Annotated in this window: 18 protein-coding genes; 12 read left to right on the forward strand and 6 right to left on the reverse strand. The window is 73.8% G+C overall.

The window, feature by feature from the left end:
* The first annotated feature begins 74 nt into the window (after nt 1–74).
* The 3 genes from V6V16_RS09840 (at nt 75) to V6V16_RS09850 (ending at nt 5,663) form a co-directional block, all read left to right on the forward strand.
* On the forward strand, nt 75–1,607 hold the full coding sequence (locus V6V16_RS09840) for an acyl-CoA carboxylase subunit beta (RefSeq protein ID WP_334561545.1): 1,533 nt from the start codon (nt 75–77) through the stop codon (nt 1,605–1,607).
* Nucleotides 1,608–1,707: 100 nt separating this feature from the next.
* Nucleotides 1,708–2,862 (forward strand): acyl-CoA dehydrogenase family protein, encoded by a 1,155-nt coding sequence (locus tag V6V16_RS09845; protein WP_334561546.1) that lies wholly within the window; start codon nt 1,708–1,710, stop codon nt 2,860–2,862.
* 158 nt (nt 2,863–3,020) lie between these two features.
* Nucleotides 3,021–5,663: an ATP-binding protein gene (locus V6V16_RS09850; RefSeq protein WP_334561548.1), complete on the forward strand. Its 2,643-nt coding sequence runs from the start codon at nt 3,021–3,023 to the stop codon at nt 5,661–5,663.
* A 320-nt stretch (nt 5,664–5,983) separates the two neighbouring features.
* Here the strand turns inward: V6V16_RS09850 and V6V16_RS09855 are convergent, their stop codons facing one another.
* Complete coding sequence (locus V6V16_RS09855; protein WP_334561550.1) at nt 5,984–6,490, reverse strand: MarR family winged helix-turn-helix transcriptional regulator; 507 nt, start codon at nt 6,488–6,490, stop codon at nt 5,984–5,986.
* A gap of 101 nt (nt 6,491–6,591) precedes the next feature.
* Here V6V16_RS09855 and V6V16_RS09860 point away from each other — a divergent pair, with 101 nt between their 5' ends.
* Entirely contained in the window at nt 6,592–7,173 is a 582-nt protein-coding gene (locus tag V6V16_RS09860; protein WP_334561551.1) for a YceI family protein, read from the forward strand.
* A 319-nt stretch (nt 7,174–7,492) separates the two neighbouring features.
* Nucleotides 7,493–8,971: a glutamate--cysteine ligase gene (locus tag V6V16_RS09865; protein ID WP_334561552.1), complete on the forward strand. Its 1,479-nt coding sequence runs from the start codon at nt 7,493–7,495 to the stop codon at nt 8,969–8,971.
* Nucleotides 8,972–8,983: 12 nt separating this feature from the next.
* Here V6V16_RS09865 and V6V16_RS09870 read toward each other — a convergent pair whose 3' ends face one another.
* The gene (locus V6V16_RS09870; protein WP_334561554.1) at nt 8,984–10,324 is read right to left on the reverse strand and encodes a hypothetical protein; all 1,341 of its coding nucleotides are present in this window, start codon (nt 10,322–10,324) and stop codon (nt 8,984–8,986) included.
* 112 nt (nt 10,325–10,436) lie between these two features.
* Between V6V16_RS09870 and V6V16_RS09875 the strand changes: the two genes are divergently transcribed.
* The gene (locus V6V16_RS09875; RefSeq protein ID WP_334561556.1) at nt 10,437–11,114 is read left to right on the forward strand and encodes a PASTA domain-containing protein; all 678 of its coding nucleotides are present in this window, start codon (nt 10,437–10,439) and stop codon (nt 11,112–11,114) included.
* 85 nt (nt 11,115–11,199) lie between these two features.
* Complete coding sequence (locus V6V16_RS09880; protein WP_334561558.1) at nt 11,200–11,991, forward strand: PASTA domain-containing protein; 792 nt, start codon at nt 11,200–11,202, stop codon at nt 11,989–11,991.
* 30 nt (nt 11,992–12,021) lie between these two features.
* Here V6V16_RS09880 and V6V16_RS09885 read toward each other — a convergent pair whose 3' ends face one another.
* Both V6V16_RS09885 and V6V16_RS09890 read right to left on the reverse strand, forming a co-directional pair.
* A complete protein-coding gene (locus tag V6V16_RS09885) occupies nt 12,022–12,468 on the reverse strand; it encodes a hypothetical protein (protein ID WP_334561559.1) in 447 nt (148 codons plus the stop codon).
* 99 nt (nt 12,469–12,567) lie between these two features.
* Nucleotides 12,568–12,855, reverse strand: a complete 288-nt coding sequence (locus tag V6V16_RS09890) for a hypothetical protein (RefSeq protein WP_334561561.1) — start codon at nt 12,853–12,855, stop codon at nt 12,568–12,570.
* Nucleotides 12,856–13,461: 606 nt separating this feature from the next.
* Between V6V16_RS09890 and V6V16_RS09895 the strand changes: the two genes are divergently transcribed.
* From V6V16_RS09895 to V6V16_RS09905, 3 genes are all read left to right on the forward strand, one after another.
* The gene (locus V6V16_RS09895) at nt 13,462–14,343 is read left to right on the forward strand and encodes a helix-turn-helix domain-containing protein (RefSeq protein ID WP_334561562.1); all 882 of its coding nucleotides are present in this window, start codon (nt 13,462–13,464) and stop codon (nt 14,341–14,343) included.
* Nucleotides 14,313–14,534, forward strand: coding sequence for a DUF397 domain-containing protein (locus V6V16_RS09900; protein WP_334561564.1), 222 nt, complete (start codon nt 14,313–14,315; stop codon nt 14,532–14,534). Before V6V16_RS09895 ends, V6V16_RS09900 begins: the two co-directional genes overlap by 31 nt.
* Before the next feature lie 196 nt (nt 14,535–14,730).
* Nucleotides 14,731–15,138, forward strand: coding sequence for a hypothetical protein (locus V6V16_RS09905; protein WP_334561566.1), 408 nt, complete (start codon nt 14,731–14,733; stop codon nt 15,136–15,138).
* Here the strand turns inward: V6V16_RS09905 and V6V16_RS09910 are convergent.
* Nucleotides 15,106–15,705: a hypothetical protein gene (locus V6V16_RS09910; protein ID WP_334561567.1), complete on the reverse strand. Its 600-nt coding sequence runs from the start codon at nt 15,703–15,705 to the stop codon at nt 15,106–15,108. The genes V6V16_RS09905 and V6V16_RS09910 overlap by 33 nt on opposite strands.
* Nucleotides 15,706–15,922: 217 nt before the next feature.
* Here V6V16_RS09910 and V6V16_RS09915 point away from each other — a divergent pair, with 217 nt between their 5' ends.
* Nucleotides 15,923–17,785 carry a S8 family peptidase gene (locus V6V16_RS09915; RefSeq protein ID WP_334561568.1) on the forward strand — a complete coding sequence of 621 codons (1,863 nt, stop codon included), beginning with the start codon at nt 15,923–15,925 and terminating at the stop codon, nt 17,783–17,785.
* A gap of 188 nt (nt 17,786–17,973) precedes the next feature.
* Here V6V16_RS09915 and map read toward each other — a convergent pair whose 3' ends face one another.
* Nucleotides 17,974–18,792: a type I methionyl aminopeptidase gene (map, locus tag V6V16_RS09920; RefSeq protein ID WP_334561569.1), complete on the reverse strand. Its 819-nt coding sequence runs from the start codon at nt 18,790–18,792 to the stop codon at nt 17,974–17,976.
* A 102-nt stretch (nt 18,793–18,894) separates the two neighbouring features.
* Between map and V6V16_RS09925 the strand changes: the two genes are divergently transcribed.
* Complete coding sequence (locus tag V6V16_RS09925) at nt 18,895–19,161, forward strand: helix-turn-helix domain-containing protein (protein WP_334561570.1); 267 nt, start codon at nt 18,895–18,897, stop codon at nt 19,159–19,161.
* Nucleotides 19,162–19,302 lie beyond the last annotated feature (141 nt).

Raw genomic sequence — 19,302 nt, forward strand, 5'->3', positions numbered from 1 at the left:
GGTGGGAGGGGGCGGGGTGGGGCGGGATGCGCTAACCTAACGATCGTTCAGGTCGGTACGGCGAGGGGGTCGGCGTGACGCTCGACGGTGAGGCTCTGGAGCAGCTGCGCAAGCGGGCCCGGGCCGGCGGTGCGGACAAGTACCACGCGGCCAACGCCGCCAAGGGCAAGCTCTTCGCCCGGGAGCGGGTCGCGTTCCTGGTGGACGAGGGCTCCTTCGTCGAGGACGGCCTCTACGCCAACGCGATGGCCGAGGGCCTTCCGGCCGACGGCGTGGTGACGGGCACCGCCACCATCGACGGCCGCCCGGTCTGCCTGATGGCCAACGATTCCACGGTCAAGGCCGGCAGCTGGGGAGCCCGCACCGTCGAGAAGATCATCCGGACCATCGAGCGGGCCTACTCGACCAGCGTGCCGATGGTCTACCTGGTCGACTCGGCCGGCGCACGGATCACCGACCAGGTCGACCTCTTCCCCGGCCGCCGTGGCGCCGGCAAGATCTTCTGGAACCAGGTCCGCGCCTCGGGCTCCATCCCGCAGGTCTGCGCGCTCTTCGGGCCGAGCGCGGCCGGCGGGGCGTACATCCCGGCGTTCTGCGACGTGGTGGCCATGGTCGACGGCAACGCCAGCATGTATCTCGGCTCCGACCGGATGGTCGAGATGGTCACCGGCGAGAAGACCACGCTGGAGGCCATGGGCGGCGCCAAGGTGCACTGCGCCGAGTCGGGCGTCGGGCACTTCCTCTGCAAGACCGAGGCCGACGCGCTCGACGTGGTGCGGCGTTACCTGTCGTACCTCCCGACGAACTGGACGCAGGCGCCGCCGGCCGCGCCCGCCGTCGCGGCGCCGGAGAAGGTCGACCTGGCCGCGCTGGTGCCGGCGAGCGAGCGGCAGGCGTTCGACATGCGGCGGTACGTCAAGGGCCTCCTCGACGACGGCTCCTTCTTCGAGATCCAGGCGCTCTGGGCCAAGGAGCTGACCATCGGCTTCGGCCGGCTGAACGGCGAGGTCGTCGGCGTGGTCGGCAACAACTCGATGTTCAAGGGCGGCGTGCTCTTCGTCGACTCGGCCGACAAGGCGACCCGTTTCGTGCAGCTCTGCGACGCGTTCAACGTGCCGCTGCTCTTCCTCTCCGACGTGCCCGGGTTCATGGTCGGCAGCGCGGTGGAGAAGCAGGGCATCATCCGGCACGGCGCCAAAATGATCACCGCGATCTCGGAGGCGACCGTACCCAAGATCTGCGTGGTGGTCCGCAAGGCGTACGGCGCCGGCCTCTACGCGATGGCCGGCCCCGGCTTCGAGCCGGACGCCACGATCGCGCTCCCCACCGCGAAGATCGCCGTGATGGGCGCCGAGGCGGCGGTCAACGCGGTCTACGCCAACAAGATCGCGGCGATCGGGGACGAGGCCGAGCGGGCGGCGTTCGTCGCCGCGAAGCGCGAGGAGTACGAGCGCGACATCGACGTGGTCCGGCTCGCCAGCGAGCTGGTGGTCGACGCGATCGTCGAGCCGCACGAACTGCGCGCCGAGCTGGTCCGCCGCTTCGCCGCCGCCCGCACCAAGGACCGGCAGTTCTCCCGGCGCCGGCACGGCGTCACCCCGGTCTGATCCCGGCGCCCGGCCCACCGGCCGGCGCGGGCCGGAACCGCACCAGCGACCCGTCCCGGCGTCACGAGCGCCCGGCGGCTGATCCCCACAGGAGGATTCCATGGACTTCCGGCTCACCGAGGAGCAAGAGGCGCTGCGCGAGAGCGTGCGGGAGTTCGCGCGCGAGGTGGTCGCCCCGGTCATCGCGGAGCACTACGAGAAGCACACCTTCCCGTACGAGGTGATCCGGCAGATGGGCAAGATGGGCCTCTTCGGTCTGCCCTTCGGCGAGGAGCACGGCGGCATGGGCGGCGACTACTTCGCGCTCTGCCTCGTCCTGGAGGAGCTGGCCCGGGTCGATTCCAGCGTGGCGATCACCCTGGAGGCGGCGGTCTCGCTGGGCGCGATGCCGATCTACCGCTTCGGCACCGAGGAGCAGAAGGCGCGCTGGCTGCCGAAGCTGCTCAGCGGCGAGGCGCTGGCCGGCTTCGGGCTGACCGAACCGGGCACCGGCTCGGACGCGGGTGGCACCCAGACCCGGGCGGTGCTCGACGAGTCCACCGACGAGTGGGTGATCAACGGGTCCAAGGCGTTCATCACCAACTCGGGCACCGACATCACCGCGCTGGTCACCGTCACGGCGGTCACCGGCACCCGCCCGGACGGCGCCAAGGAGCTCTCCACCATCATCGTCCCCTCGGGCACGCCGGGCTTCACCGTCGCGCCCGGGTACTCGAAGGTCGGCTGGAACGCCTCGGACACCCACGAGCTGACCTTCGACGACTGCCGGGTGCCGGCGGCGAACCTGCTCGGCGAGCGCGGCCGGGGCTTCGCCCAGTTCCTGCGCATCCTGGACGAGGGGCGGATCGCCATCGCCGCCCTGGCCGTCGGCCTCGCCCAGGGCTGCGTCGACGAGTCGATCCGGTACGCCAAGGAGCGCCACGCGTTCGGTCAGCCGATCGGCAACTACCAGGCGATCCAGTTCAAGATCGCCGACATGGAGATGAAGGCCCACACCGCGCGGCTGGCCTACTACGACGCCGCGGCGCGGATGCTCGCCGGCGAGCCGTTCAAGCGGCAGGCCGCGATCGCCAAGCTGCACGCCAGCACGATCGCGGTGGACAACGCCCGCGAGGCCACCCAGATCCACGGCGGCTACGGCTTCATGAACGAGTACCCGGTGGCCCGCTTCTGGCGCGACTCGAAGATCCTGGAGATCGGCGAGGGCACCTCCGAGGTGCAGCGCATGATCATCGCGCGCGACCTGGGCATGTGACGACGACGGGTCCGGCGGCGTCGGCGGTCGACACCGCGCCGCCGGGCCCGTCCGGCAGCCCGCGTCGCGCCGCCCCGTTGTCGGGTATCCGCAGCGGGGCGTCGGCAGGACGACGGTCGACTGCCGTCGGTCACACCCCCTCCGTACCCTTCCTGCGCATGACTCCCGATCATGGTCGATCGCGCCATCCGGGTGGTCGTGTCGGGCTGCCGGAGCTGCTGCGCGGGCACCGGCTCGCCGCCGGCCTCACCCAGGCCGAGCTGGCGGGTCGGGCCGGCGTCGGCGTCCGGACCGTCCGCGACCTTGAGCGGGGGCGCTCGTCCCGACCGCAGCGCACCACCGTCGAGTTGCTCGCCGGCGCGCTGGAGCTGACGGGGGCGGCCCGGTCGGCGTTCCTGGTCGCCGCGCGGGGGCCGGTCCCGGCCACCCCGCCGGTCACCCCGGGAGACGCGCCGCCGGCCGGCGCCGACGCCGACCACCTCGCGGGTACGCCGGCCGCGCTCCCGCCCCCGGTCGCGCTGATCGGTCGGGACCGTGACCTGACCGAGCTGGTCGCGCTGCTCACCGACGAGCGCGGGCCCCGGTTGGTCAGCCTGGTCGGGCTGGCCGGCGTGGGCAAGACCGCGCTGGCGCTGTCGGTGGCCCACGCGGCAGCGGGCCACCATCCCGGCGGGGCGGCGGGAGTGTTGATCGGCGAGGGCTCGGACGCCGCCGACGTGCTCTGCTCCTCGACCGCCGTCTTCGGCGCCGCCCGGATGCCCGAGCTGGCCGCCCGCCTGCACGGACGCTCGGCGCTGCTGCTCGTGGACGCGGCCGAGCGGGCGCCCGACGCGGTAGCCGAGACGGTGCACCGGCTCGCCCAGGCGGTGCCCTCGCTACGGGTCCTGGTCACCGGCCGACACCCGGTCGGCCTGCCCGGGGAGCGGGTGTGGCCGGTCGCCCCGCTCGACGTGCCGCCGCCGGGCGGCGAGCGGGACGGCCCGTCGGCGCTGGCCGGGTACCCGGCGGTGGCGCTCTTCACGGCCCGGCTCGCCCAGGTACGCCGGGAGCCGCCCGGCCCCGCCGAGCTGCCCGCCCTGGTCGCCCTCGTACGCCGCCTGGGCGGCCTCCCGCTCGCGATCGAGCTGATGGCGGCGCGGGGCCGGATCCTCGACCTCAACGAGCTGCTCGACCGGTACGGCGACCGCGTCCTCGACCTGGCCACCTCGTCCGGCCCGGCCGGGCGGCGGGGCTGGGACCCGATGGAACCGGGCCGGGCGGAGGGTCCACGGGCGGCGGTGGCGGAGACCCTGCGCGACGCGGTGGCGACCAGCTACCGCCTCCTCGCCCCGGCCGAGCGGGCCGCGCTGCGCCGGCTCGCCGCGTTCCGCAACCGCTGGTCGGTCGCGCTGGCCGAGGAGTTGCTCGCTGGTCCCGCCGACGGCGACGGGGCGCTGGTGGACCCCGTTCCGCTGCTCGACCGGCTTCTCGAACTCGGCCTGCTGAGCGTCCGGGGCAGCGGCCCGTTCCGGTTCCGCCTGCTCGACGCCGTGCGGGACTTCGCCGTCGAGCAGGCGACGGGCGCCGGCGAGCTGACCTCGATCCGGCGCCGGCACGCGCGCGTGGTCGCCGGACTGGTGGCGCGGGCCGCACCGGAGCTGGTCGGCACCGGTCTGCCTGCCGCGGTGCACCGGCTGGACGAGGTGACCGGCGACATCAGCTCGGCGCTGGCGCACGCCGCCGTCGACGAACCGTTGACCGCGTTGCGGCTGGCGGCGGCGCTGTCCCGATGGTGGCGGTTCCGGGGGCGGGACGTCCCCGGCCGGCAGTGGCTGCGGCGGCTGCTGGCCGATCCCCGTACCGCCGACGTCGACCCGACGCTGCGGGCGTGGGCGTCCCTGGGGGTGGCGCGGCTCGCCGCCGAGCACGGTGCCGGCGCGGAGGAGCTGCCCGCGGCGCGGTGGGCGCTGGCCGCGTTCCGGGAGGCCGGTGACCTCACCGGCGAGCTGGAGACCCGCACCGTGCTCTGCGCGCTGCTGGTCGCCCTCGGCGAGCACGACGAGGCGCGCGAGCAGGCCGAGGAGGTGCTGGCGCTGGCCGTCCGGGCGGGGCGGGTCCGGGACATGGCGGTGGCGCAGAACAACCTGACCTGGCACGACATCCGGGTCGGCGATCTGGCGACCGCCCGGCGCCGGCTGGCGGTGGTCGACCGGCTCGCCGCCCAGTGCGGGGAGCAGCGGCTACGGGTGCTCGCGCGGGCCAACCTCGCCGAGGTGTCCCGCCTCGAGGGTCGGTACGCCGAGGCCGTCGACCAGGGCCGGCGGGTGGTGGACGCGCTGGCGGACCTCGGCGATCCCAGCCATCGTCGCCGGGTGCTCGGCACGGTGGGACTGGCGTTGGCCCGGACCGGCCGGTACGCCGAGGCGGCCGAGGTGCTGGAGGAGCTGCGCCCGGCCCCGGGGCCGTCCGGGGCGGCCCCGGGCGCCGGTTGCTCCCGGGCGACCGCGACGCCCGGGGTGCGCCCGGAGGACGGGATCTGCGCGCTGATCGAGGGGAACCTCGCCCTGCACCGGGGCGACCGCGAGCTGGCCGCGGAGTGGTTCGCCGCAGCGGCGGAGGCGGGTGCCGAGGGTCAGGACCGGCGCGACGTGGTGGAGGCGCTGGTCGGGCTGGCCGCCAGCTCGGGGGATCGCGCCGTGCTGGTCGGCCTCGACCGGGCCTGCCGGCACAGCGGGGTCCGGTTGCTGCCGCACGAGGAGCAGCTGCTCGGGGCGCTCACCGCCGACCGGTACGCGCCGCCCGGGGAGATCGACCACGGTTGACGGCGCGGGGTCACGAGGTGGGACGGAACACGGCGTGGACCGTGGGTGGCGCGGGCGACGATGCCCTCTTGCTACCCCTCGCTCGTCGCCCGCGCCGTCACCCCCCGGTGCGTCCCCACTGCCCGAAGACTAGCCACCGATCGCCCGCGGATCCGTCCGGTTTGGTCGCCTATCGCCCCGTGGCCGCGACAGTTCTGCCGCTCTTTCTGCCGGTCGTCCACCGGCGGGCACCCCGCGGCCGGCGGGCCCGGCCGGACGGCTCGACAGGCCCGCCGGAGCCCCAGACGGGCGCGGGGTGGCGGTCGGTCCCGGTGGACGGGTCAGGGCGCGGTCGATCCGTCGCAGTGCGGGATCGGCTCGGTGCTGCCGGCGGTGGCGCCGGGGTGCACCGCGTCCCGCACCCGGCGCAGGCCGTCGAGCAGGGCGGTCAGGGCCTCCGGTTCGAGCTGACCGGTGAACCACTGCTCGATGATCCGCAGGTGCCCGGGCAGCGTCTCGTCGAGCCGTTGCAGGCCGGAGGCGGTGACGACGGCGAACGAACTGCGCCGGTCGGAGGGGCACGCCCGCCGGGTCAGCAGCCCGTCGCGTTCCATCCGGTCGACCACCCGCGTCACTCCGCTGGTGGAGAGCGACGTCTGCGCGGCCAGGTCGGTCATGCGTAGCTGGTTGCCGGGCGAGCGGGCGAGCCGGGTGAGCACCTCGAACTCGACCGGTGAGAGGCCGTGCTCCTCGTACTGGGCGGCGAAGCGGGCCGACAGGCCGGCGTGCGCCTCGACGAGCAGGCCGACGGCGGTGATCCGGGGGTCGTCGAACACGTTCTGTTTCACCCGTCCATCGTACCAGCACTTGACAGACGGAATATTGTTATGCGTATAGTTGCTCAAGCAGCCGTTGGGTTACTAAACAATCTTCCCCGGAGGGCAGTTCCATGACCAGCAGCATCGCACCGGTCACCCGCGACTGGGAGGGCCTGACCATCCCGACCGCCGGCACCTACCTGCTGGACGCGGCGCACCGGCGCGTGGGCTTCGTCGCCCGGCACATGATGGTCAGCAAGGTGCGTGGTGAGTTCGCCGACGCGACCGCCGTCATCACCGTCGCCGAGGACCCGGCGCAGTCCTCGGTCAGCGCCACCATCCAGGCCGGCAGCATCAACACCAACCAGGCCGACCGGGACGCGCACCTGCGCAGCGCCGAGTTCCTCGACGCCGAGAGCTTCCCGACGCTGGAGTTCCGCAGCACCGGCGTGAAGTCCCGCGACGGCAACGAGTTCGTCCTCGCCGGCGAGCTGACCATCAAGGGCGTCACCCGCACGGTCGACCTGGAGGTCGAGTTCGAGGGCGTCGGCCGCAGCCCGTTCGGTCAGGACATCTTCGGCTTCTCCGCCTCGACGGAGATCGACCGGGAGGACTTCGGCCTGACCTGGAACGTCGCCCTGGAGACCGGGGGCGTGCTGGTCGGCAAGAAGATCAAGATCGAGATCGAGGGCGAGGCCGTCCGGCAGGCCTGATCCGCCGTACCGTCTCCGGCCCGCGCCGCACCACGGCGCGGGCCGGACGCGTGTCCGGCCGACCCATGGGCCGCCTCCCGGGGGCGGTCGCCGGGTGGGTGCGATTTGTCACGACTCATTCCGGCCGCGGGCGGTGCCGGACGGCGCCGGCTGGGTAGAGATGCCGCCGGGATCAGCTCCGCCGGCGGTACGGTCGTCCCGGCCGGCGGATCACCGGGATCGCCTCTGGTCCCGACGATGCCGACGCTCCTAACCTGGAGTGTTCACACGCGCTTGCCGGGCCGGAACGGTCCGACTGCGCCTCGCGCCGGGAGGAAACATGGGCAGGGACGTCGAGCAGGGCGCCTTCTCCCGGGAGGATCGGGTCCGCTACCGGCACAAGGTCCGACGTTGCCTGGACGTCTTCGCCCTGATGCTCGACGACTTCGGCTTCGACGCCGACCGGCCGATGACCGGGCTGGAGATCGAGCTGAACCTGGTCGACTCGTCCGCCGAGCCGGCGATGCGCAACGACCAGATCCTCGCCGACATCGCCGACCCGCTCTTCCAGACCGAGCTGGGCCAGTTCAACCTGGAGTTGAACGCGCCGCCCCGGCTGATCGAGGGCAACGGGTTCGCCGACTACGAGCGGGACCTGCGGGGCAGCCTTTCCCGGGCCGACGAGCGCGCGGCCAAGTCGGACGCCAAGATCGTCCTGGTCGGCATCCTGCCCACCCTCACCGAACGCCACCTGGTCGAGGACAACCTCTCCACCAACGAGCGCTACCGGGTGCTCAACGACCAGATCGTCGGCGCCCGGGGCGAGGACATCGAACTCGACATCCGGGGCGTGGAGCGGCTGCAGACGCACACCGACTCGATCGCCCCCGAGGCCGCCTGCACCAGCCTCCAGTTTCACCTCCAGGTCGCCCCGGACAGCTTCGCCGACTACTGGAACGCCTCCCAGGCCATCGCGGGAGTGCAGGTGGCCGTCGGGGCCAACTCGCCGTTCCTCTACGGGCGCCAGCTCTGGGCGGAGACCCGGATCGCCCTGTTCGAGCAGGCCACCGACACCCGGCCGGACGAGCTCAAGGCGCAGGGCGTACGCCCCCGGGTCTGGTTCGGCGAGCGCTGGATCACCTCGATCTTCGACCTGTTCGAGGAGAACGTCCGCTACTTCCCGCCGCTTCTGCCGATCTGCGAGGACGAGGACCCGGTCGAGGTCCTGCACGCCGGCGGCGTGCCGGAGCTGGGCGAGCTACGCCTGCACAACGGCACCGTCTACCGCTGGAACCGGCCGGTCTACGACATCATGAACGGCCGCCCGCATCTGCGGGTGGAGAACCGGGTGCTGCCGGCCGGACCGACCGTGGTCGACATGCTGGCCAACGCCGCCTTCTACTTCGGGCTGGCGCGCGGGCTGGCGGAGTCCGACCGGCCCATCTGGAGCCAGCTCACGTTCAGCTCCGCCGAGGAGAACTTCCACGCCGCCGCGCGGCGGGGGATGGACGCCGTCCTGCACTGGCCCCGCCTCGGCGAGGTGCCGGTGACCAAGCTCGTCCTGGACGTCCTGCTGCCCACGGCCGCCGCCGGGCTCGACCGGTTCGGGGTGGCCCCGGCCGAACGGGACCGGCTGCTCGGCATCATCGAGCAGCGCTGCCGTACGGGCCGCAACGGCGCGGTCTGGCAGACCGAGGCGGTCTGGGCGGCGGAGCGGCAACGCGGCATGGACCGGGACGCCGCCCTGCACCACATGGTGCAGCGGTACGCCGAGCTGCAACGCGGCAACGAGCCCGTGCACACCTGGCCCGTCGACTAGCCGGCGCCCGCGTCAGCGGGTGCGGCGGCCGGATCTGGGCCGGCGGCCGGAGGTCGACGCCCCCGTCGGGTCGTCGGCGGACGGCTCGTCGCTCGGCGACCCACCGTCCCCGACCGACGGCGCGGGTGGGGCCCCGGCCGGGGCACCCGCCGTGACGACGGTCGTCGAGGCGGTGGCCGGCGCGTGACCCACGGCGGGCACCGGCACGGCCTCCCGGTCGACGGCGGGCTCCGGGGATGCCGGCCCACCCGTCGCGGTGGCGTCCAGCCCTGTTCCCGTGGTGCTGGCCCGGTCCGTCGGGGTGCCGCCCGGCGCCGTGGGGGTGCCGTCGGCGCCGGTTCCGCCGGTCGGGAGGTCGTCCGGCCGGTGCGCCGGGTCCGCCGGGTGGTCGGCGGGTTCGCCGGTGCGCTGCCGGGGCACCACCACCGCCGGGTGCGGCGCGGTGCGCCGGGCGGCCCGCTGGACGAGGGTGGCGACCGCGACGGCGCCACCGACCCCGACGATCACCGCGTACGGCGCGATCAGGTGCGCCGACACCTGCTCCGGGCTGATCGCGGTCAGCCTCGGCACGGCCAGGAAGTACGCGACCGCGACGAGCAGCGGCCCGGCCGCCCCCGAGACGGCCGCCCCGACCCGGTGGTCGGCGTGCCGCGCGTCGCGCCGGGCGGCGAGGACGCCGATCACCAGCGCGGAGCCGAGGGAGAGCAGCGCCCCGGGCCAGTAGAAGTAGTCCCGGATCCAGTACCGCCCGTCGTCGGGACCGAGCTGCCAGATGCCGAGCTGGGCGCTGGTCAGCCCGCGCCCGGCCAACACCCCGTCCACGACGGCGACCACGGCGAGCAGCCAGAGCCAGCCGACGGTGGCGAGCACGTTGCTCGCGGCGGCCCGCGAGCGCAGCGCCCAGACGGCCGTCAGCACCCCGACCAGCACGCCGACGGCCGCGTAGGCCGCGGCGACGTCCCGGGGCGAGCCGGTGTCCGGCACCGCCACCGCCGCCCGGGCCGGTACGGCCACCAGCAGCACGGTGACCAGCGCCCCCACCCCGGCGGCCACGGCGAGCGCGACGGACGCGACGACGCCACCGGGCGGCGCCGACCCCGTGGCCTCCGCGTCCGGTGCCGGGGCGCGCTCGCGCAGCCGCTGGGCGCAGACCGCGCCGCAGACCGTCGAGGTGGCCGCGATCCAGGTGGCCCAGATGAGGCCCGCCACCCAGGCGGTCGCACCGGCGGTCGCGTCCGCCGGCGCCCAGTTGATGATGCCCAACCCGTAGCCGAAGCCCAGTTGGGCCGCGCCCGCGCCGGCAGCGATGCCGACCGCGGTAGCGATCGATCCTCCCCAGCCCCGTCTGGCCATGCCGGGGAGCGTAACGTCCCGTGCTCGGCGCGGCGAGTCGTGACGGTCGCCCCGGTCGGCCGGCGCCGGGGTCGGCGGGTACGGTCGCCGGTGATCGAGGCGGGGTGGGCGGATGACGGACGAATACCCGGACGAGGGCACCGGCGCACGGGACGATGCCGGGCCGGGCCGGTCGGGCCTGCTGCTCAGGGGTGGGCTGGCCGTCGTGCTGCTCGCCGCCGTCGGGGCGACCGGCGGTTGGCTCCTGGCCGGTGGGGAGGACCGAGCGGCCCCGCCGACCATGGCGGAGAGCCTGCCTACCGGCACGCCGAGCGCCGCCCGCCCGTCCCCGGCCCGCTCGACACCGGCCGCTCCCCCGAAGAGCCCGCCGACCCGCTCCGCCGGGCTGACGGTTCCGCCGCTGGTCGGCGAGGACTTCACGGAGGCCCGGGACGAGCTGCGCGAGCGGCGGCTGGGCTGGCGGCTCGTCTTCGGCGGCGGCGTGGGGAGGACCGTGGAGCGCACCTCCCCCGAGGTCGGCACCGAGGTGCGGCCGGGCCGCACCGTGACGCTCTACGTGAGCGGGCCGGCGCCGGCCGCCACCGTGCCGGACGTGGTCGGCGACGACTGCGGTGACGGGGCGGACGAGCTCGTCGACGAGGGCTTCTACCCGCAGTACCGGTCGGGCCGGCAGGGCACGGTCACCCGCCAGGATCCGGCCGGCGAGAGCACGGGCCGGTGGAACGACCAGGTGTCGGTCTGGTGTGGCGACGACCCGGAGGACGGCGGCTCGGCCTCCCCGACACCGTGACGCTGATCCCGGCCGATGGCGCCCGGTACCGCTAGGTTGGCGGTCAGGGGCCACGACGCCCGCCCGGGCCGGGAAAGGACGTGCGATGAGCGACGACCGCCAGGAACCGCCCGCGGGTGACGACGACCGGACCCGTCCGCTGCCCCCACCGGGCACCGGCCGGGAGCCCGTCGACCGTACGCAGCGGCTGCCCGGCCCCGACGAGCGCGCCCCGGGCGCCGACGACGCGACCCGGCAGGTGCCGACCGACCGCACGGCCCCGATGGACCGTACGGCCGCCATGCCACCGGAGCGGTCCGGCGGCCCGGCGGCGTGGTCCGGCCGGGCGGAGGTGCCGCCGCCCCGGCCCGCCGACCCGCGGGAGGCCGAGTGGTACGCCGGGGAGCAGGGCTCGCGACGCTGGTGGCTGCCGATCCTTTGGGGCGTGATCGTGCTGCTGCTGCTCGGCCTGCTCGGCGTCGGGCTGTGGCTCGCCCTCCAGTCGACGGACGACGACGATCCGGGCGGGCCGCAGCCGTCCGCCTCCGCGACCCGGCCGTCGCCGACCACCGCCGCGCCGACCACCGCCTCGCCCACCTCGGCCCCGACCAGCTCGTCGCCCTCCGCGTCGCCGACCACGCCGGCCGCACAGCTGCCGATGCCGCCCGTGGTGAACCTGCCGTTGGAGACGGCGCAGGCGATCCTGGACGACCTCGGGCTGGGCCACCGGGTGGAGTACCAGGAGTCCGACCGACCCGCCGGCACGGTGCTCAGCACCGACCCGGAGGCGGGGGAGCTGATTCCCGACGGCGAGGAGGTCACGCTGGTGGTGGCCCGGGGCGCCGCCTCGCCGACCGGCGGGGTCACCCCCTCCGTCGAGCCGACCGCCACCCGGTGAGACGCTGAGGCCCGCTGGCCCGCCCGCGCGTCACCACATGCGCCGTCTCGTCCCGACGAGGCCGAGGCCGGCCAGCGAGATGGCCAGACCGAAGACACCGGACCAGAAGAGGGAACGGCGGACGTCGTCCGGCGAGGAACGGGCGGCCTGGGCCGGGACCTCCGGAGAACCGGCGGGCACGTCCGTGGCCGGCGCGGGACCGTCGGCCGCCCCGAGTGCCCCGGCTTCCTCCGCGTACGGGGCGTACGGGGCGTCGAAGGGCTCCGGCCCGGCGTCGTCGTCGGGCGGGCCCTCGTCCACCACGGTGATCTCCGGTGCCGGGACCGGGGTGGTCAGCCGTGTGGTGGACGAGAGGGCGGGGTCGCGGACCACGACCACCAGCGTGGTGGCGGCGCCGATCAGCGCCAGGAGTCCGAAGGCGTAGGCGATACGGGAGCGGTGGTGCCGCCGCGCGGCGGACAGATTGACCATGGCCATCCCAGGTTCGGGGTCCTGGACGCGCGGGGTGGAACGTGCCGGGGTGGGCGTACTTCATCCTATGGCGACGGCACGCCCACCGGCTGCCGATCGCGCAGGTCAGCCCACCCGGACCGGGGTACGGGCCACGGGCCGGCGCGGTGGGCGCACGGTGTGCGGCCGCGGCTCGGGAGCCGCCCGCAGCTGGCGCAGCCCCTCCCGCTGGACGAAGATCGACCGCCGGTTGACCGCGTCCCCCGAAGCGTTCAACTCGTAGCCGTCGAGCCAGATCCAGCCGTCGTAGGTGGGCCAGTCGAGCACCCGGATCACCCGGAACATGATGGGTCTGAGGAACTGGACACTCGCCGCGCGAGTCACGTGCAGTACGTCACCGGAGCGGGGCAGCACATGGGCTCCTGGGAAGGGTCGGCCGGCGGACGGGCCGGCGGTGCGGGTCGGGGGACGTCGATGGCCCGGTGGCGGGGTCGTGCCTCGTGGACCGGTGTGTCGCGCCGGTGGAGGTCGGGCCGTGCCCGCTGGTGGCGAGTCGCCACCCGACCAACACCCGGCTGCTCCGGGCGCCGCTCCCACCGCCGCAGTCAACTGGCGTGCAGCGGCGGGGTCATCAGCCCGGGGCAGGTCTGGTCTGTCAATGGCTGAGCGGCCCACCGGCACGCGTCCCACGGGCTGTGGGATCACCACAGCGGGGAAGCGGACGGAGACGGTGAGTAACTCGTGCCACACGGACAGACTGCATCAGCGAAGTGCTTCATGCAAGTTGCACGTCGACTTTTGCCGATAAGTGAGCGGCTCGCGCAAAGCAACGCTTGAAGCGGTTCACGTCTGCCCGGCACACTGGGGACCGGTTTCGCCCGTCGCGGCCGGCCGATGACCGGCACCACCCCCGCCGCGAACGATCGCCCGCCGTCCGACGGTCGCGCTCCCGGCGGGTGACGCGAGGATGGCGCGCGGCGAGGCGGAGGTGGATCGGGTGAGACCTGTCGAGGTGATCCCGTGAGTGAGCGGCGCAGCCCCACCATCCGCCGTCGTCGGCTCGGCGCCGAACTGCGCCGGCAGCGGGAGACGGCCGGGATCACCATCGAGGCGGTCGCCGAGCAGCTCGAGTGCTCGGCGTCGAAGGTCTCGCGGATCGAGACCGGCCACACCACGGCCACCCCGCGCGACGTGCGGGACATGCTGCGGATCTACGGCGTCGTGGGTGCCGAGAGCGACGAGCTGGTCCAGATCGCCCGGGAGGCGCGGCAGAAGGGCTGGTGGCACCCGTACAGCACGGTGCTGGTCGGCGCGTACGTCGGGCTGGAGGCCGCGGCCAGCTCGATCCGGGCGTACGAGCAGCAGGTGGTGCCCGGCCTGCTGGAGACGGAGGAGTACGCGGGCGCGATGATCCGGGCCGCCCGGCCCGACTTCACGCCCGACCAGGTACAGCAACGGGTGCGTGTCCGTCTGGGCCGTCAGTCGTTGTTGACGCAGGATGATCCGGTCGATCTGTGGGTGGTGCTCGATGAGGCGGTGGTAAGCCGTCCGGTGGGTGGGGACGAAGTGATGCGTGGCCAGCTCAAACGGCTGGTCGAGGTGGCGGAACTGCCGAACGTGACGCTCCAGATCCTGCCTTTCGAGGTGGGAGCGCACGCCGGCATGGACGGCACCTTCACGATCCTCAGCTTCCCGGAGCCCAGTGATCCGGATGTCGTGTACGCGGAGAATGCCACGGGTGGGCTCTTCCTCGAGAAGAGTGACGAACTGCAGAAGTACAGCTTCATCTTCGATCACATCCGCGCGGCGGCCATACGTCCAGAGGAGTCCATCGCACACATCGCGAAACTGGCAGAGGAGCCGTTGTGGAAATGGCGACCAAGGGGTTCCCCGTGGACCTGACGCAGGCGACGTGGTTCAAGAGCTCGAAGAGCGGGCCGAACTGTGACAACTGCGTGGAGGTGGCGTACGTGACGGGGGCGGTCGGCGTGCGGGACTCGAAGGACAAGGCGGGTCCGGCCCTGATCTTCGCCCCGGGCGACTGGCACGCCTTCGTCGCCGGCACCAGGGGCCGGGTGTTCGACCGGGCCTGACGTGTCCGTGGTGTGACGGGATGCCCCCGTCCGGCGACGACCGGGCGGGGGCATCGCCGTGCCGTTCGCCGGGCGGGCGGAACGACGCCCCACCGTCCCGTCGCCACATCGCGCCCGTGTCGTTGTACCCCTCGATACGGCGCTGGTCGACAACCCGCCGCACGGATCGGCAAACCGAGCGAGGCAGGCGAGACGGATGACGACGATCGGGTCAGAGAACCTCACCAACGGGCCGGGCAAGCCGGAACGGTTCGGGGGCAAGTACCGGGGGGCACGCCGGGACACCGTCCTGACCGAGGTGGTGTCCGCCGACACCGAGATGGGCGGCCGGGACGTCCCGGCCGGCCCGCCGGAGCAGGGTGGCTCGTCGCTCTCCCTGCCGTCGTTGGACCCGAGCCCCCTGACCGAGCCGTCCTTCCCGCCCGGTGGCTGGTCGACGGAGCCGACCGAGTCGCTGATCGACCACCCGCTGATGCGCGGGCTGCTGATGGAGCTGCCGCCGAAGGGCAGCGCCCCGCCGCCCGACTGGCTCGACCGCTGGTTCGAGGCGACCCGCGCGATCCTGGAGCTGCTATACGTGCAGGGGACTGGCCGCCCGCGCTGACGCCGTCCCCGCCGGCAGGGCCCGCTCGACGAGCCGGTTGTGTCGCAGCGCGTGGCGTACGCCGATGGCGGCCACGCCCAGCACGCCCAGGGTGATCGCCGGGCCGGTCACGCCCGGGCCGGAGAGCAGGCCCGGGGTGCCCGCCGCGGCCACCGCCGGCAGCATGGCCAGCCCGGTGAGCTGCACGGGGAGCCCGATCAACGGGTGTGCGGCGGCGGCCCGCAGGCCGTGCGGCGCCGGGGTTCCCGGCGCGGAGGCGAGCGCGCGGGCGCCGGCCCGGAGCCGGCGCATCCGGCGTACGCCGCAGGCCGCGACCACGAGCGCGGGGGCGGCGGCGAGGCCGAGCCCCGCGGCCGCCCGGTCCGCCGGGGTCGCGCCGGCGCTGGAGAGGCCGGCGACCAGCACGGCGGCCGTCAGGCCGAGGCCGGTCAGGGTCAGCGTGAGCACCCAACCCGTACGCCGGCGCAGGGCGAGCGCGTGGTCCAGCCGGGGCAGCCCGTCGGCGAGCCAGCCGGCGGCGAGCCAGACGGCGGCCAGCGGGAGCAGGACGGTGAGGTGACTCTCCATGACGGAGAGCATTGCCCGATCTCGACGTTCGTGAATCCGGGGTCGTCCCGGGTTCGTCCCGTAACCCCCTCCCGTAGGGGACATCCTCCCGGTGTTATGGGTAAGCCGACATGTTTGCATTCCCGTTCACCGCTCTACCCTCAGCTTGATCGGCATTCATCGATCCACTCGTCACGGGCAGTCGGACGGTCGGGCGCCGGTCGGAGGGAGTTAGAAGATGGGTCTTCCACGCAGGTCCGTACTCGTCGGGGTGGCCGCGCTGGCGATGGTCGCCACCGCGACGCCCGCGATGGCCGCCGAGCCCACCGGCACGATCCGTGCCGCTGGGGGCGCCACCGCGGTGGCCGACAGCTACATCGTCGTCTTCAAGGACAGCTCGGTCGCCCGCAGCAGCGTCGGTGACACCGCGCAGCGGCTGGTCGGCCGGCACGGTGGCGCGGTCGCGCGGACCTACGGCGCCGCCCTGCGCGGGTTCGAGGTCCGCGTCGGCGCCAGGGCCGCCGCCCGGATCGCCGCGGATCCCGCCGTGGCGTACGTCGAACAGAACCACACCGTCTCGATCTCCGGTACCCAGACCAACCCGCCGTCCTGGGGCCTGGACCGGATCGACCAGCGGGCCCTGCCGCTGAACAGCTCCTACACGTACCCGAACACGGCGAGCAACGTGCACGCCTACATCATCGACACGGGCATCCGGTTCAGCCACAGCGACTTCGGCGGCCGGGCCACCTCCGGCTTCGACGCCGTCGACGGCGGCTCGGCCGACGACTGCAACGGCCACGGCACGCACGTCGCCGGCACCGTCGGCGGCTCGGCGTACGGGGTGGCCAAGGGCGTCCGGCTCGTCGGCGTACGGGTGCTGAACTGCCAGGGCAGCGGCACGAACGCCGGCGTCATCGGCGGTGTCGACTGGGTCACCCAGAACGCGGTCAAGCCGGCCGTGGCCAACATGAGCCTCGGCGGCGGCGCGAACGCCTCGCTCGACACGGCCGTACGCAACTCCATCAACTCGGGCGTGAGCTACGGCCTGGCGGCCGGCAACGACTCCGGCGCCAACGCCTGCAACACGTCGCCCGCCCGGACGGCCGAGGGCATCACCGTCGGCTCGACAACCAACACCGACGCCCGGTCGTCGTTCTCCAACATCGGCACCTGCGTGGACATCTTCGCGCCCGGCTCGTCGATCACCTCGGCGTGGCACACCAACGACACCTCCACCAACACGATCAGCGGCACCTCGATGGCGACGCCGCACGTGGTCGGCGCGGCGGCCCTCGTGGCCAGCGCCAACCCGGCCTGGACGCCGCAGCAGGTCCGCGACTACCTGGTGAACAACGCCACCAGCAACGTGGTGGGCAACCCGGGCACCGGCTCGCCCAACAAGCTGCTCTACGTCGTCAACGGCGACACCCCGCCGACCAACGACTTCTCCGTCTCGGTCTCGCCGACCTCCGGCTCGACCGCGCCGGGCGGCTCGGTGACCGCCACGGTCGCCACCGCCACGACCAACGGCTCCGCCCAGTCGGTGAGCCTGTCGGCCAGCGGCCTGCCCTCCGGGGCGACCGCCTCGTTCAGCCCGGCGACCGTCACCTCGGGCGGTTCCTCGACGCTGACCATCAGCACCTCGGCGAGCACCCCGCCCGGCACCTACTCGGTGACCGTGACGGGCACCGCGGCCTCCGGCAGCCGGACCGCGACGTACTCGCTGACGGTGACCGGCACCGGTGGCGGCGGCTGCTCCGGCAGCAACGGCACCGACGTCGCGATCCCGGACACGAACGTCGCGGTGAACAGCTCGATCGTGATCTCCGGTTGCGCCCGCAACGCCTCGTCGGCCTCGACCGTCGCGGTGAACATCGTGCACACCTACCGTGGTGACGTCGTCATCGACCTGGTCGCCCCGGACGGCTCGTCCTACCGGCTGAAGAACAGCAGCTACTTCGACGGCGCGGACAACATCAACGCCACCTACACGGCGAACCTGTCGAGCGAGGCGGCGAACGGTACCTGGCAGCTGCGGGTGCGGGACGCCTACGCCGGCGACACCGGCTACCTCAACACCTGGACCCTGACCCTCTGACCTGACGACGCTGGCGGGCCCCGGTCGGACTCCCGGCCGGGGCCCGCCGTCGCGTCACCACCGGATCGCCGGCAGCCCGACCGGCGGGGGCTGGTCACACTCCGAGGCTCCGTCGGAGCCAAGGCGGTTCACCCGCCACTCTCGGAACCGACGGTCTGCTCCGCCCGGCCGTGCGTACGCCGGCATCGTCAGGAGGTCGCGGCCGACCGTCCGCTGCGGTCGCCCGGCCTCGCCTCGCGCCCGGGTCGGGGGGTCAGCACCCGGGGACCGGCCTCGGTGATCGCGACGGTGTGCTCGGAGTGGGCCGAGCGCGAGCCGTCCGCGGAGCGGATCGTCCAGCCGTCCTCGTCGAATCTGATCTTGTCGGTGCCGCGGCAGAACCACGGCTCGATCGCGATCGTCAGGCCGGGCTTGAGCTTCATCCCCCGGCCGGGGCGGCCGTCGTTGGGCACGTGCGGGGCCTCGTGCATCGTGCGGCCGATGCCGTGCCCGCCGAACTCGTTGTTGACCCGGTAGCCGTAGCGGCGGGCGACCTCGCCGATGGCGGCGGATATGTCGCCGAGCTGACTGCCCGGCCGCGCGGCGTCGATCCCGGCCTGCAACGCGACCTCGGTGGCCTCGATCAGCATCAGGTCGTCCGGGGCGGGGGTGCCGATGACGGCGGAGAGCGCGGAGTCGGCGACCCAGCCGTCGATCCCGACCGCCATGTCGATGCTCAGCAGGTCACCGTCGCGCAGCGCGTAGTCGTGCGGCAGGCCGTGCAGCACGGCGTCGTTGACCGACAGGCACAGGACGTTGCGGAACGGGCCGCGGCCGAACGACGGCGTGTAGTCCCAGTAGCAGGACTCGGCGCCACGCTCCCTGATCCGGCGACGGGCGTGGTGCTCAAGGTCCATCAGGTTGACCCCGACGGCGGCGAACTCACGCAGCTCCGCCAGCAGCTCGCCGACGAACTGGCCGGTCACGGCCATCCGATCGATCTCCTCGGCGGACTTAAGTTCGATCACGATCAACCTTCCCTCTCCCAGGCGGTATATTTATACCACGCGGATCGGGGCGTCCGCCGGGTCCGCATTGCCGGCCCGGGTGGGCGGATCTATCCTGCTCACATGGTTCGCCCACCGCTCACGCCCGAACAGATCGCAGCGGGGCAACGTCTCGGGGCGGCGCTTCGGGTCGCGCGAGGCGGCCGCAGCCCGGTCGAGGTGGCCCTGGCGGCCGGCATCTCCCCGGAGACGCTGCGCAAGATCGAGGTGGGCCGGCTCCCGGCGCCCGCGTTCGGCACCGTGGTCTGCCTCAGTGAGGTCCTCGGCGTCGCGCTCAGCGACCTGGCCGAGGTGTGGCTGGCCGACCTGCGCGTCCGCGAGGCGTCCTGAGCGACTGATCGAGGCGGTCCGCGGAGCTGGCCGCCGACCGGCACTGCGATCGACCCGGCACCCCCGGATAAAAGGACGGCAGGTGTCGGCCCTGTTCCGCGGGCCGTCACCTGCCGTCCTGTCGCGCTGCGACCCCGCCGG

It is taken from the genome of Micromonospora sp. CPCC 205561 (assembly GCF_036906775.1).
Taxonomy (GTDB): domain Bacteria; phylum Actinomycetota; class Actinomycetes; order Mycobacteriales; family Micromonosporaceae; genus Micromonospora.